Origin of the sequence: Comamonas brasiliensis, assembly GCF_018292285.1 — a bacterium.
In the GTDB taxonomy this organism is placed as follows: Bacteria; Pseudomonadota; Gammaproteobacteria; order Burkholderiales; family Burkholderiaceae_C; genus Comamonas; species Comamonas brasiliensis.
Map to the genome: position 1 here is coordinate 205,886 of NZ_JAANES010000006.1, position 12,284 is coordinate 218,169.

The following is a 12,284-nucleotide window of genomic DNA, read 5'->3' on the forward strand; positions in this document are numbered from 1 at the left end:
GAAATCAAGATGTCCGAACACAATTACCAACTGCTGGAAGTCACTGGCGGCGTGCCCGTCAAGATGTGGACCAAGGGCGTGCCCGTGGAAGCCGAGGCCCGGCAACAGCTGTCCAACGCTGCTCGCCTTCCCATTGTCTTCAAACATATCGCCGCCATGCCTGATGTGCACCTGGGCATTGGTGCCACCATCGGCTCGGTGATTCCCACCGTCAAGGCGATCATCCCTGCAGCCGTCGGCGTGGATATCGGTTGCGGCATGATGGCCGCCAAGACCACACTGCGCGCCGAAGACCTGCCCGACAGCCTGGCCGCACTGCGCTCGGCCATTGAGAAAGCCGTGCCCCATGGATCGGCACCCAAAAGCCGTGGCCGTGATCCTGGCGCCTGGGAGAACCCTCCCGCGCTGGTGGACCAGAAGTGGGCCACGCTGGCGGACGACTTCGACGCACTGTGCGAGCTGCACCCTCGCCTGGAAAAGACCAATAACCGCAAACACCTGGGAACTCTGGGTAGCGGCAATCACTTCGTGGAAGTGTGCCTGGACGAACTGGGCTTTGTCTGGTTCATGCTGCACTCTGGCTCGCGTGGCGTGGGCAATGCCATCGGCAACCACTTCATCGAGCTGGCCAAGAAGGATGCCGAGCTGCACCAGCGCAATCTGCCCGACCAGGACCTAGCCTACCTTGAAGAAGGAGCCCGCTACTTTGGCGACTATGTGCGCGCGGTGTCCTGGGCGCAGAAGTTCGCCATGAGCAACCGCGAAGTGATGATGGCCAACCTGATCACCACCGTGCGCAAGGTGATTGCCAAGCCTTTCGAGGCCCATGTGGAAGCCGTGAACTGCCACCACAACTATGTGCAAAAGGAACGCCATTTTGGCGAGGATGTGTTTGTCACCCGCAAAGGTGCCGTGAGCGCCAGGCGCGGCGAGATGGGCATCATCCCCGGCAGCATGGGCGCGCGCAGCTATATCGTGCGCGGCCTGGGCAACCCCGAGAGCTTTGAAAGCTGCAGCCACGGCGCGGGCCGCGTAATGAGCCGCACCAAGGCCAAAAAGCTGTACTCGGTGGCTGACCAGATCAAGGCCACCGAAGGCGTGGAATGCCGCAAGGACGAGGGCGTGATTGACGAGATCCCCATGGCCTACAAGGACATCGACGCCGTCATGGCCGCCCAAAAGGACCTGGTGGAAGTGGTCCATACCCTCAAGCAGGTGATCTGCGTCAAGGGTTAGCAAATGCAGCGGGAGCATTGGTTCTCGCTGCTTGTAGAAGAACGAGAGCCATCATGCAAACCGTTGAACAAGAATTCAAGCCCCAAGAGAGCGTGCTGAGCGCACACCCGATATCCGGCGCCATGCGCAGTGCCGTGCAAGCCCAGCTCAAGGCACTTGAGCGTGCACACGATGTGAAGGTGCTGTTTGCCTGCGAGTCAGGCAGCCGCGGCTGGGGCTTTGCTTCGCCCGACAGCGACTATGACGTGCGCTTTGTCTATGTGCCGCGCCTGCCCTGGTATCTGCGCACCCGCACGGGCCGCGATGTGATCGAGCTGCCTGTGAGCGCCGAGCTGGACGTGAGCGGCTGGGAACTGCGCAAGACTCTGCAACTGATGCAGGCTTCCAACCCGGTGCTACTGGAATGGCTGCGCTCGCCCGTGGTCTATTGCAGTGAGACAGACTGGGTCGAGCGCCTGCACAAGCTGGCGCTGCAGAGCTTTTCGCCCGTGCGCGGCTATCACCACTATCTGTCCATGGCCCGCAAGACCATGAAGAACCACCTGCGTCCGGACAGCGAAGTCGTGAAGTACAAAAAATACTTTTACGCCCTGCGCCCGCTGCTGGCCGCGCGCTGGATACGCGAGGTCGGCGGCGTGCCACCCATGCGCTTTGCCGAGCTGGCAACCGCGCTGCTGCATGATGCCGACCTGCTGAGCGAACTCAATGCCTTGCTGACGGTCAAGATGCGCGCCGGCGAAGCGGCCACCAGCGCCCCCTGGCATCGCATACAGGATTTTCTGCAGACCGAGCTGACCCTGGCCGAACAATATGCGCCGCAGGCCAAGCCATTGAGCGCCGAAACCATGCAGGCTGCCGATGCGTTTTTGCTGGAAGCCGTCACGCGTTTCAGCACCCAGTAATCAATAAAAATCAAGAACAAGAGGAATAGAGCAATGATAGAAATCGACGGCTCCCAGGGCGAAGGCGGCGGCCAGATACTGCGCAGCGCCTTGGCCCTGTCCATGTGCACGGGCCAGGCTTTTGCCTTGACCCGGATCCGCGCGGGCCGCTCCAAGCCCGGGCTGATGCGCCAGCACCTGACCTGCGTTCACGCAGCCAGCGAAATCAGCAGCGCCCAGGTGGAAGGTGCAGAGCTGAATTCGCAGGCACTGCAGTTCACGCCCGGCACCGTGCGCTGCGGCAGCTATGCGTTCAATGTGGGCTCAGCCGGAAGCTGCACCCTGGTGCTGCAGACCGTGTGGCCCGCGCTGATGCTGGCTGCTGGCGAAAGCCGTGTCCAGCTCAGAGGCGGCACGCACAATCCCATGGCTCCGCCCTTCCATTTCCTGGAGCGCAGCTATGCGCCGCTGCTGCGCCGCCTTGGCGCGCCTGTGCAGCTGACACTGCAGCGCCACGGCTTCTACCCTGCCGGAGGCGGCGAGTTCGAGGCCGTGATCGGCGGCGCCCGAGAAGCGCTGACTCCTTTTGACCTTAACGAGCGAGGCAGCGCTCTCGAGGCGTATGCGGATTGCCTTGCTCCGGCCCTGCCTTCGTCGATTGCCCGGCGCGAACTCAACAAGCTGGCCGCCCTCATGGCCTGGCAGCCCGAGCAGTTGCGCCAAGCCGGCGTGCGCCAGAACGAGGGTCCTGGCAATGCGCTGCTGGGCACGCTGGTGCATGAGCAGGTGACCGAGGTCTTTACCGAATTCGGCGAAAAAGGCGTAACCGCCGAAACCGTGGCCACCCAGCTTGCGCAGGAAATGCGCCGTTACCAAAGCAGCGACGGCGCACTGGGGCCGCACCTGGCTGACCAGTGGGTGCTGCCGCTGGCGCTGGCCGTGCATTTGCGCGGGCAGCCCGCCAGCTACAGCTGCACGGAGCTGACGCCCCACGCACTGAGCAACTTCGCGGTGATTCAGAGCTTTCTGCCTGTGCGGATCACGACGGAGTCCGGGGCGAACGCCCATCGGGTGCGGATCACCCCGGGCTGATCCCCTTGCAGGAGCGGCTAGAGGCTCAGGCTCGTCAAGACCTGCCCCACATCGGCCTCGAGCTTGAAATCCAGCAATGCGTCGGCTCGCGTCACCCCCTGATTGATGGCCACGACGGACTTACCTTGCTCATGCGCTGCCAGCACAAAGCGGTAGCCCGAATACACCATCAACGAAGAGCCGGCGATCAGCAGTGCATCGGCCCTGGCGACGGCAGCCATGCAGGCCTGCACACGCTCACGCGGCACGGTCTCACCGAAGAACACCACATCGGGCTTGATCAGGCCCGTGCCGCAATGCGGGCAGGCCGGCACGACAAAGCGGCTGAAGTCCTGCCCTTGCAGATCGGCATCGCCATCAGGGGCAGGAGCCGCATACAGTTCGGCCCAGGCCGGGTTCAGCGCCAGCAGCCGCACTTGCAGATCGGCGCGGGCAGAGCGCTGGCCGCAGTCCATGCAGCGCACGGTGTCGATGCGACCGTGCAGGTCCACGATGTTCTGACTGCCGGCCGCATCATGCAGGCCATCGACGTTCTGGGTAATCAGCAACTCCAGCCGGCCTTGCTGCTCCAGCCGCGCCAGCGCCTGATGGGCGGCACCGGGCCGCGCCTGGCCCATCACGCGCCAGCCCAGCATGGAGCGCGCCCAGTAGCGCTGACGCACCAGCGCATCGCCCATGAAGGCCTGATAGGTCACGGGCTGCGGACGTTTCCACTGCCCGTTGCGGTCACGATAGTCGGGGATGCCGACTTCGGTGCTGCAGCCGGCACCGCCAATGACCACCACGCGCGGATGCGCATGCAGCCAGTCCTGCAGGCGCCACAGCGCCAGAGCGTCCACACAATGGTTCACGGTTTCACTCATTACAGCAGCGGCGATGTCAGCCGGGCCATGGAGCCGAACAACCGTCGCCGCAGACCTTTCTCGCTGCGATATTGCACCATTCGAGCCTGGCCCAGGTCTGCCTCGAACTGGGCAGCGATGGCCTGATTGAGCTCCGGCCCATAGCCGATCACGCAGACCTCGTAATTGAGGAAAAAGCTGCGATAGTCAAAATTGGCCGTGCCAATCATGGCCATATTGTCATCGACCACCAGCGTCTTGGAATGCAACATGCTGGCCGCATATTCATAGATGTGCACACCACAGCGAATCAGCTCGTCAAAATAGGAGCGCGCAGCGGCCGTCACCAATAGCGAATCCGACTTCTTGGGCACGAGGATGCGGACCTCCACACCGCGCAACGCTGCATTGGTGAGAGCCGTCAGTGCGCCTTCGGTCGGCACAAAATACGGTGTGGTCAGCAGGATGCGCTGCTGAGCCGCGTTGATGGCCGCCAGATAGGCGCGGTAGATGGCGTCCAGCTGATCGTCAGGCCCCGAAGTCACGACCTGCATGGGCATGGAGCCGTCTTCGCAGTCGGGCAGCAGGTCATCAAGATCGTCGGGCAGGCGGTGCGGATCATCGCTGCGGGTGTAGGCCCAGTCCTCGAGAAACACCGTCTGCAGCCAGTTGACGACGGCGCCTTCGACGCGCAGATGCACGTCGTGATAGGCATCGTCGCAGATGCGCTCGTTCTCTTCGTCGGTGACGTTCACGCCTCCCGTAAAGCCCACCTTGCCATCGCAGACCAGAATCTTGCGGTGGGTGCGGAAGTTGACCACAGGCCGCAGCCGCCGCCCTATCTTGGCGTCGTGAAAGCGCAGCACCTCGGCCCCGGCCTGCAGCAGCGGCTCCAGAAATTTGCGCCCCAGCTTCTTGGAGCCCAGAGCATCCACCAGCAAACGCACCTGCACACCTTCGCGTGCTTTATCGACCAGCAAATCACGCAAGGCCGTGCCGGTCTGATCGGGCTCGTAGATGTAGTACTCCAGATGCACATGGTGGCGTGCGGCGCTCACGGCCTCCGCAATCGCATCAAAGGTCGCGGCTCCGCCCACCAGCAACTGCATGGAGGTGGCCGTGCTTACCGGGAAATCGCTGGTCATGCCGACCAGCCGCGCCACCTGGCGCAGGCGCTCCTGCTGGGCCGGAATGCGTTCCCTGAGCTTTTGCATGCTGTTGCGCACTCGCGAGCGCTTTCGCGAGCGCAGCCGCTTGATGCGCTGGCGCTTCATGCGTTGCGGGCCGAAGTAGTAATAGACCAGCAGGCCCACCACGGGCAGCGCCGCCATGGACATCAGCCAGCTCAGCGTGGCAATCGGCTGGCTGCGCTGCAGCAAGATCCAGATGCCCACCACGATGACATACAGCGACCAGCCCACGGACAGCCAGAGCTTGACGCTCTCGTGGCTCAGCTGCATTGCTATCCAGTCCAATTGCGCACTCCTGTTGTTCCGTGAACCATCACCACCATGCCCTCGCAGTATGGCAGTGACGTGGCAGACTGCGGCGCCCGGCCTGCTCCGGGGAAACACCCTCCAGCAGGCGCCACGCTTTTGTACCGCGCTACAAAGAGTATATTGATACGCATGACTTCCGAACTCATCACGACTTTGGCCCAGGCCCGCAAGGCTGCCCGTATCACCCAGGCCGATCTGGCCGAACGCGCCGGTCTGTCGCGCATGGCAGTGCAACGCACGGAAACCGGCGATGTCGACCCGCGCTTTTCCACCCTGCAGGAAATGGCCCGTGTGCTGAATATGGAGCTGATCGCCGTACCCGCCGAGCTGCATGCCCAGGTGCTGGCGCTGATCCAGACTCAAGCCGGCCAGGATTCACTTTGAAGTCTTACGTATTGTTAACTTGAGAACCCTGTTGGCTCGGCCACAATGGACCGAGTTTTTGCGCGATATGCAGAGGTTTGAGAGATGGCGATTCACAACTGGGACTACGCACCCGAGGCACTTGAGGTACAGGTCAGCGAATTGTTGCTGGCCACGGCAGATCAAAGCGACGAACTGGTCGATGAAAACGTGCGCCTGGTCCTGCAGGAGCTGCGCCAGCACCTGCATATGGAGGTGATTTTTGTCTCCGAGATCCGCAACGGCCAACGCATGTTCCAGCATGTCGATACGGCCCCCGGCAAGGAATTGATTGCCACCGGCGGCGGTGGCCCTCTGGAAGAGTCGTTTTGCCAGTGCGTGCTCGACGGCATTCTGCCCGGCCTGGTCCATGATGCTGCCACCCATCCGGCCTTTTCCAAGCTGCCGGCAACGCCTTTTCGCGTAGGCGCCCATCTGAGCACCCCTATCGTGCTGGCCAGCGGCAAGGTCTACGGCACGCTGTGCTGCTTCAGTCAGGCTGCCGATGAAAGCCTGACGGCCAAGGACCTGCAAAAACTCGAATGCGTGGCCAAGATCACCGCCAGACGAATCGACATCAAGCAGGCCCAGCATCCGTAGCCGGCCGAAGAAAGGCGCATGTCTTCCGATCCGGCGTCTCCCGGAATGCTCTGAAAGCCAGCTCTCCAGGAGGAATGCAGCTCAGTTCACGGCCACGCAGACCTGACGCTGCTCGCCCAGCCCGTCGGCACCCAGCCGCACCACGTCGCCGGGCTTGAGAAAGACGGGCTGCGGCTTTTGCCCCAGACCCACGCCTGCAGGCGTTCCGGTAAGAATCACATCGCCTGCCTCCAGGGTCATGAACTGGCTGATGTAGCTGATGACCCTGGGCACGCCAAAGATGAAATTGCGGGTGTTGCCGCTTTGCATGCGCTGGCCGTTCACTTCCAGCCACAGCGCAATGCAGTGCGGATCGGCCACCTCGTCGGCCGTCAGCAGCCAGGGCCCCAGCGGGGCAAAACTGTCATGGCTTTTGCCCTTGTCCCAGGTGCCGCCGCGCTCCATCTGCCAGGCACGCTCGGACACATCGTTGCCCAGCACATAGCCTGCCACATGCCCCAGCGCAGCCTGCTCGCTCACCCGCGTGGCGCGGCTGCCGATGACCACACCCAGCTCCACCTCCCAGTCCACCTTGGTCGCCGCCGGAACGATCTGTATGGCGTCGTTGGGCCCGCTGATGGCCGTGACCGCCTTCATGAACAGCACCGGCTCGGCCGGTGGCGCAGCCCCTGCCTCTGCCGCATGGTCCGCATAATTCAAGCCCACGCAGACGATCTTGCCTACCTGCGCCACCGGGCAGCCCAGTCGGGGGGCTCCTGACACTGCCGGCAGCTCCTCGGTTTGCCGGCCGCGCCATTGCGCCAGCTTTTCAGGTTGCAGCTCGGTGCCACGCCAGTCGGCCACCCAGCTCGAGGCATCGCGCAACACCCCTTGCGCATCCAGCAGGCCGGGCTTTTCCTCGCCGACAGCTCCAAATCGAACCAGTTTCATAGTCTCTCCATTCCTCGGACATCACTTTCGGGCACTCGGCACAGACCCAGGCACTCCATCACCAGGCGCCTCATCCTCGACTCGTCTTTCACCACCGCCTGCCGGCGGCCCATGCTTGAGCCACCGGCTGTCACGCCACCTCAAACAAGCGTCCCCATCCCTTGATATCTGCCGGATTACGTCCTGCCGTACGCAGCATCCCCCATACCGTAGTGCTGACAGTATCGAGCAGTGGCACATTCCAGCGCCGCTCCACCTGATCCGCCAGCTGCGCTGCATGCAGATTCGTGCAGTAAGTCACCACCGCATCGGGGGCGCCCTCCTCGATCACCTCTTCGATCAGCCCCAGCAGCTGCTCCGGCTCCACGAGCGCAAAACGGTGATTGACCGAAATGTTCAGATGCCGGTGAGCCGTGGTCTCCACGCCGGCTGCGCGGTAATTGTTGACGATACATCGCTGCACATCCGCGGTATAGGGGCTCACGATGGCCAGCTTCTTGACGGAAAGCTTTTGCATCAGCTCATTGAGCGCCAGGATGGCCGTCGTCGCCTTGATGCCCGTGCGCTGCTCGATGCGCTCGCATAGCTGCCGATCGCAGTCAAAGCCGCGCCAGCCCGCGGCGGTACCACTCCAGCCGATCACATCCACTTTGGCATCCGCCAACAGCTCTGCGGCCGCAAGAATCCTGCTGTCATCAAACTGATTGAGCGCGGCCTGCGCCAACGAAATCTCCGTCACCGTGAAGCGCGAAAAATGTGCCGAGCATCGACCCGCGCTGGCGGCAAGCGCACTGGTCAGAGGCTCCAGCGCCGTATTCGAGGAAGGCGTCAGCACGCCCAGGCATGTCTTGGTTGCAGTCATCTCTTGTGTTTCTCCGTGAAGGGTCGACCGTCTCGGCGGCCGGATCACATTGTTCTCAGCTCACCACAAAACGTCAACAATATTGTCAACAATAATAAAAGCATCACTTCTTAAATTCGCCAGAAAATACATTCCACTTCGTCTGCAGCACTGTAGAAATTCTGATATCTCGTTGCCAATTTGGTCGTATAGGTGTTTTCTATATTGTTTACAACATTGTCGACATTTAAATTTTCATCACATCAACCAACCCTGGATGGAGTGACCCCGAAGATGCATATCCCGACCACAGCCGCAGCGGAGCACACACAGGCTCCGACCAAAGTCCGATGGAAGATCTTCCTGATGATGTTGTTCCTCATCTCGATCAACTACATCGACCGTGCTTCGCTATCGGTGGCCATGCCGATGATTGCCAAGGAATTCGATCTGAGTCCTGCCATGCAGGGTTTGCTGCTGAGTTCGTTTTTCTGGACCTATGCCTTCATGCAGATCCCGGGAGGCATGCTTGCCGACAAATATGGCCCGCGCTCCGTCATCGCCGGCGCCACCCTGGGCTGGGGTCTGTTTCAAACCATCGCCGCCTTCACCACGGGCTGGTTCTCTCTGCTGCTGACACGCCTGGGGCTGGGAGCCGCCGAAGCCCCCATCTACCCGGCCGGAGGCAAGCTCAACGGCATCTGGATGTCCCAGAACGAGCGCGGTCGCGGCGCCACGCTGCTTGACGGTGGCGCACCGCTGGGGGCCGCCCTGGGAGCCATCATCATTGCGGGCCTGATCGCCTTCTTCGGCTCCTGGCGCATCTCCTTCGTGGTCGCGGGCGTCGGCACCATGATCGCTGGCTACTTTGCCTGGTCCTATATCCGCAATCACCCTCGCGAGCATTCCGGTGTGAACGAGGCCGAAGCCCGTCACATCGAAGCAGCACATGCCGAAGATGCCAGGGCCGACGCCGGAACCAGCAAGGGCAAGCTGCTGGACTTCTTCAAGTACCGCTCGGTGTGGGGCATGTTCTTTGGCTGGATGTGCTTCAACGCGCTCTTTTATGGCCTGCTGACCTGGATGCCCACCTACCTGTCCAAGGTGCACGGCATGGACATCAAAGCCATGGGTGGCGCACTTTTCGCCATGTTCTTTTCCGGCTTCGTGGGAGAAATGATCGGCGGCTGGATCGCCGACAAATGGCGCGAGAAAGGTGGTAACCAGGCCACCGTGCTGCGCACCCTGTTCGGTATTGCATCCATCATCGCCACCATCGCCATCTATGGCGTCTCGCAGATCACCGACCCCGTCACGGTCGTCATCCTGCTGTCGATCACTCTGTTCTTCCTGCGCTGGTGCGGCCTGTTCTGGTGCATCCCCTCCCTGATCGGCACGCGCAATCGCGTCGGCTTTCTGGGCGGCGTCATGAACCTTGGCGGCAATTGCGCCGGAATTGGCGTGCCCATCATCGTGGGGCTGATCGTGCAGGCAACAGGCTCCTACTTCATGGCACTGATGATGTTCACCGGCGCAGGCCTGGGCTTGTTCATCTGCTCGGCCCTGCTGATCGACTACAGCAAGAAAGTACCCGTGTAGACCTCGGACCCGAAGGCGGCAGGAGCGGCACGCTCCTGCCCGCCCGGCACCAGCCCCCTCGCTGGAAGCGATGACACGTCATCGTTCAGGAACCTCGCCACAGTCATGCCAGCTGTAACTGGCCTCTCACACTCACCGTAAAACCGATCCCGAACATGAACCCCTGCGAATTCGATATCGTGGTGCGCAACGCACAAGTCGCGACTGCCAGCGACATCTTTGAAGCCGACATCGGCATCCGCAACGGCAAGATCGCCCAGTTGGGCAAGCAGCTGCCCGCCGGCACTCACGAATACGACGCTCAAGGCCGGGTCGTCACACCGGGCGGCATCGACGCCCACTGCCACCTGGATCAGCCCATGGAGCCGCCAGTGTGCATGGCAGACGATTTCGAAAGCGGCACGCGTGCGGCGGCCTGCGGCGGCACCACCACGATCATCCCCTTCGCCGCCCAGGCCAAAGGCCAGTCCTTGCGCGCTGCCGTGGCCGATTACCATCGCCGCGCAGAAGGCAAGGCCTATGTGGACTATGGTTTCCACATGATCGTCAGCGACCCCACGCCCGAAGTACTGGAGAACGAGTTGCCCGCGCTGATTCGGGAAGGCTATACCTCCTTCAAGATCTACATGACCTATGACGATCTGAAGCTTGATGACGGCCAGATTCTCGATGTCCTGGACGTGGCCCGCAAATACGATGCCACGGCCATGATCCATGCCGAGAATGCCGACTGCATCCAATGGCTGACCAAGCGCCTGGAAGCCAGCGGCCGCACCGCCCCTCGCTATCACGCAGTCTCTCGCCCCATGCTGGTGGAGCGCGAGGCCACGCACCGCGCCATCGCGCTCTCGGAGCTTGCCGATGTGCCCATCCTCATCGTCCATGTCTCGGGCCGCGAGGCTGTCGAGCAGATCCGCTGGGCGCGCTCCCACGGCATGAACATCATGGCCGAGACCTGCCCTCAATACCTGTTCCTGAGCGCAGAAGACCTGGGCCTGGACGACAGCTACCAAGGCGCAAAGTGCGTATGCAGCCCGCCGCCACGCGACAAGGCCAACCAGGAGGTCATCTGGAACGGTCTCAACGACGGGCTCTTCACCGTGTTCTCATCCGACCATGCGCCATTCAACTACGACGCCCCGGAAGGCAAAAAGCCGGGTGGCCAGGAAGTGTCCTTCAGCCATATTCCAAACGGCATCCCGGGCATCGAGACCCGCCTGTCCCTGCTCTACACCCATGGCGTGCTGGCGGGACGCATGACACTCAACCGCTTCGTGGAGCTGACCTCCACCAACCCGGCCAAGGTCTATGGACTGCATCCGCGCAAGGGCAGCATCGCCATAGGTGCCGATGCCGACCTGGTCGTCTGGCAGGAGGGCGAGCGAACCATTCGCAACCGCGACCTGCATCACAACGTGGACCATACTCCTTACGAAGGCCAGTTGATCAAGGCCTGGCCCTGCCTGACCCTGTCGGGCGGCCAGATTGTCTGGGATGGCGAGAGATTCCAGGTTCGCGCCGGCCAGGGACGATTCCTGCAGCGTGGCGCCCCGACCTTGCTGCCCAAGCGACCCGCACCCCGCTTCTGAACTGGAGCACACACCATGAAACTGCTGATCATCAATCCCAATATCTCCGAGAGCGTCACTTGCTTGATAGAGAAAGAAGCCAGGCTGTCCGCTGCTCCGGGTACGGAAATCACCATGCTGACCGCCCCCATGGGCGTGGCCTATATCGAGACGCGCTTTGAGGCCATGATTGCCGCCTATGCCGTGGCCGAGCTGGCAGCCACCCATGCCGCGCGGCATGACGCCGTCATCCTGGCGGCCTTTGGCGACCCCGGTCTCGAAGGCCTGCGCGAGGCCCTGGACATTCCCGTGCTGGGCATGACGGAGTCCGCGCTCATGAGCGCATGCATGTTGGGCAAGCGCTTTTCCATCATTGCCATCTCCAGGCGCATTACCGCCTGGTACAGAGACATGGTCGAGCGCAACGGACTCATAGACCGGCTGGCCAGCATTCGCTGCCTGGACGAGCCTCTGCGAGACATTGCCAGCGTACAGGACGATCATGGAGCACGCCTGCAAGCCTTGTGCGAAGCAGCGGTCAGCGAAGACGGCGCCGATGTACTGATCATTGCCGGCGCGCCGCTGGCCGGCCTGGCACGCTCCATCAAGCAGCGCTTGCCGGTGCCGGCCGTCGATGGCGTCTCCAGCGCCGTCAACCACGCGCAAAGCCTGGTCTCGCTGGCACCCGCAGCGGCACGCGCTGGCAGCTTTGCCAAGCCGCCACGCAAGGAGTTCAGGAATCTTCCCCCGGGACTCACCCAGCTCTTGAGCCAGCTACCCTGAACACGCGGCTG

12 protein-coding genes are annotated in these 12,284 nt (G+C 62.2%); 8 read left to right on the top strand and 4 right to left on the bottom strand.

Features of this window, described 5'->3' with window-relative positions:
- Positions 1-9 precede the first annotated feature (9 nt).
- Genes DJFAAGMI_RS21830 through rtcA form a run of 3 tightly spaced genes read left to right on the top strand, consistent with a single transcriptional unit; the run spans position 10 to position 3,209 of the window.
- A complete protein-coding gene (locus tag DJFAAGMI_RS21830; RefSeq protein ID WP_211459113.1) occupies positions 10-1,236 on the top strand; it encodes an RtcB family protein in 1,227 nt (408 codons plus the stop codon).
- Positions 1,237-1,289: 53 nt separating this feature from the next.
- Positions 1,290-2,138: a nucleotidyltransferase domain-containing protein gene (locus tag DJFAAGMI_RS21835; RefSeq protein WP_211459115.1), complete on the top strand. Its 849-nt coding sequence runs from the start codon at positions 1,290-1,292 to the stop codon at positions 2,136-2,138.
- A gap of 33 nt (positions 2,139-2,171) precedes the next feature.
- Entirely contained in the window at positions 2,172-3,209 is a 1,038-nt protein-coding gene (gene rtcA, locus DJFAAGMI_RS21840; protein ID WP_211459117.1) for an RNA 3'-terminal phosphate cyclase, read from the top strand.
- Between the two features lie 17 nt (positions 3,210-3,226).
- Here the strand turns inward: rtcA and DJFAAGMI_RS21845 are convergent, their stop codons facing one another.
- A complete protein-coding gene (locus DJFAAGMI_RS21845; RefSeq protein ID WP_211459119.1) occupies positions 3,227-4,072 on the bottom strand; it encodes an NAD-dependent protein deacetylase in 846 nt (281 codons plus the stop codon).
- Positions 4,072-5,511: a cardiolipin synthase gene (cls, locus tag DJFAAGMI_RS21850; protein WP_419095622.1), complete on the bottom strand. Its 1,440-nt coding sequence runs from the start codon at positions 5,509-5,511 to the stop codon at positions 4,072-4,074. The genes DJFAAGMI_RS21845 and cls overlap by 1 nt, the downstream gene beginning before the upstream one ends.
- Positions 5,512-5,679: 168 nt before the next feature.
- On the opposite strand from cls, the gene DJFAAGMI_RS21855 reads away from it, so the two are divergent.
- Complete coding sequence (locus DJFAAGMI_RS21855) at positions 5,680-5,934, top strand: helix-turn-helix transcriptional regulator (RefSeq protein ID WP_003053782.1); 255 nt, start codon at positions 5,680-5,682, stop codon at positions 5,932-5,934.
- Between the two features lie 84 nt (positions 5,935-6,018).
- Positions 6,019-6,552 (top strand): GAF domain-containing protein, encoded by a 534-nt coding sequence (locus DJFAAGMI_RS21860; protein ID WP_043005251.1) that lies wholly within the window; start codon positions 6,019-6,021, stop codon positions 6,550-6,552.
- A gap of 81 nt (positions 6,553-6,633) precedes the next feature.
- Here DJFAAGMI_RS21860 and DJFAAGMI_RS21865 read toward each other — a convergent pair whose 3' ends face one another.
- Complete coding sequence (locus DJFAAGMI_RS21865) at positions 6,634-7,482, bottom strand: fumarylacetoacetate hydrolase family protein (protein ID WP_211459123.1); 849 nt, start codon at positions 7,480-7,482, stop codon at positions 6,634-6,636.
- 130 nt (positions 7,483-7,612) lie between these two features.
- Entirely contained in the window at positions 7,613-8,344 is a 732-nt protein-coding gene (locus DJFAAGMI_RS21870; protein ID WP_211459125.1) for a maleate cis-trans isomerase family protein, read from the bottom strand.
- Between the two features lie 273 nt (positions 8,345-8,617).
- Between DJFAAGMI_RS21870 and DJFAAGMI_RS21875 the strand changes: the two genes are divergently transcribed.
- The 3 genes from DJFAAGMI_RS21875 to DJFAAGMI_RS21885 all read left to right on the top strand — a co-directional run bounded on the left by DJFAAGMI_RS21875 (position 8,618) and on the right by DJFAAGMI_RS21885 (position 12,273).
- Positions 8,618-9,922 (top strand): MFS transporter, encoded by a 1,305-nt coding sequence (locus DJFAAGMI_RS21875; protein WP_003053774.1) that lies wholly within the window; start codon positions 8,618-8,620, stop codon positions 9,920-9,922.
- Positions 9,923-10,077: 155 nt separating this feature from the next.
- On the top strand, positions 10,078-11,511 hold the full coding sequence (gene hydA / locus DJFAAGMI_RS21880) for a dihydropyrimidinase (RefSeq protein ID WP_211459126.1): 1,434 nt from the start codon (positions 10,078-10,080) through the stop codon (positions 11,509-11,511).
- A gap of 15 nt (positions 11,512-11,526) precedes the next feature.
- Positions 11,527-12,273: an aspartate/glutamate racemase family protein gene (locus tag DJFAAGMI_RS21885; protein WP_211459128.1), complete on the top strand. Its 747-nt coding sequence runs from the start codon at positions 11,527-11,529 to the stop codon at positions 12,271-12,273.
- Positions 12,274-12,284: the final 11 nt, after the last annotated feature.

Excerpts from the sequence above, each read along its gene's own strand:
- DJFAAGMI_RS21830 (WP_211459113.1), top strand. The coding sequence starts at position 10 with ATGTCCGAACACAATTACCAACTGCTGGAAGTCACTGGCGGCGTGCCC.
- DJFAAGMI_RS21835 (WP_211459115.1), top strand. The coding sequence starts at position 1,290 with ATGCAAACCGTTGAACAAGAATTCAAGCCCCAAGAGAGCGTGCTGAGC.
- rtcA (WP_211459117.1), top strand. The coding sequence starts at position 2,172 with ATGATAGAAATCGACGGCTCCCAGGGCGAAGGCGGCGGCCAGATACTG.
- DJFAAGMI_RS21845 (WP_211459119.1), bottom strand. The coding sequence starts at position 4,072 with ATGAGTGAAACCGTGAACCATTGTGTGGACGCTCTGGCGCTGTGGCGC.
- cls (WP_419095622.1), bottom strand. The coding sequence starts at position 5,511 with ATGCAGCTGAGCCACGAGAGCGTCAAGCTCTGGCTGTCCGTGGGCTGG.
- DJFAAGMI_RS21855 (WP_003053782.1), top strand. The coding sequence starts at position 5,680 with ATGACTTCCGAACTCATCACGACTTTGGCCCAGGCCCGCAAGGCTGCC.
- DJFAAGMI_RS21860 (WP_043005251.1), top strand. The coding sequence starts at position 6,019 with ATGGCGATTCACAACTGGGACTACGCACCCGAGGCACTTGAGGTACAG.
- DJFAAGMI_RS21865 (WP_211459123.1), bottom strand. The coding sequence starts at position 7,482 with ATGAAACTGGTTCGATTTGGAGCTGTCGGCGAGGAAAAGCCCGGCCTG.
- DJFAAGMI_RS21870 (WP_211459125.1), bottom strand. The coding sequence starts at position 8,344 with ATGACTGCAACCAAGACATGCCTGGGCGTGCTGACGCCTTCCTCGAAT.
- DJFAAGMI_RS21875 (WP_003053774.1), top strand. The coding sequence starts at position 8,618 with ATGCATATCCCGACCACAGCCGCAGCGGAGCACACACAGGCTCCGACC.
- hydA (WP_211459126.1), top strand. The coding sequence starts at position 10,078 with ATGAACCCCTGCGAATTCGATATCGTGGTGCGCAACGCACAAGTCGCG.
- DJFAAGMI_RS21885 (WP_211459128.1), top strand. The coding sequence starts at position 11,527 with ATGAAACTGCTGATCATCAATCCCAATATCTCCGAGAGCGTCACTTGC.